This window comes from Roseateles sp. P5_E1 (assembly GCF_054049335.1).
Genome location: NZ_JBFUMN010000519.1, coordinates 1 through 507, shown reverse-complemented (window position 1 = coordinate 507; position 507 = coordinate 1). Strand labels below are relative to the sequence as shown.

Here is a 507-nt window from a genome sequence, read left to right as displayed (position 1 = left end):
CGGCACCACCACGGGCTTTTCGGGCGCGGCTTCCTGGCCCAGGCGACCGCGGGCCTTGAGCCGCAACGCGAGTTCGGTGCGCGAGGCCGGATCGTTTTCGTCGTCGACGACGTGGGCGGTGAGGCGGCGGGCGATGTCGCCGGCCTCGCTGCTGTGGTAGCCGACGAGCATGAGCGCATGTTCGATCTGCGCGGCCAGGGCCGGTGGCGGCGACTCCGGATGGTTGAGGGAGGTGGCCCGGACAATCGCCGTCGTGGCGTCGACCTGCTGCTGCCATTCCTCCGACTCGTCGCCGCTGCGCAGTTGCACCAGCGTCAACACATCCGTCCAGGAATTGGCGAGCAGGGTCTGCACGAAGCGTGGCAGCGTGTGGTCCCGCGACGCGTCGGCGATGACCTCGGCGGCGCGGCGCTTGGCGAGTTCCAGCTTCTCCTTGCCGCGCGCCGCGTCGACGTGGCGGCGCTCGGCGACTTCGGCGCGGCGCGCCATCGTCTGCAGGTGCTGTTG

At 70.8% G+C, this 507-nt stretch carries 1 protein-coding gene; it reads right to left on the bottom strand.

Going from position 1 to position 507, the window contains the following annotated elements:
* A partial coding sequence (locus ACXJKJ_RS32415; protein WP_457395872.1) for a DUF1631 family protein occupies positions 1 to 507 on the bottom strand: 507 nt, incomplete at both ends.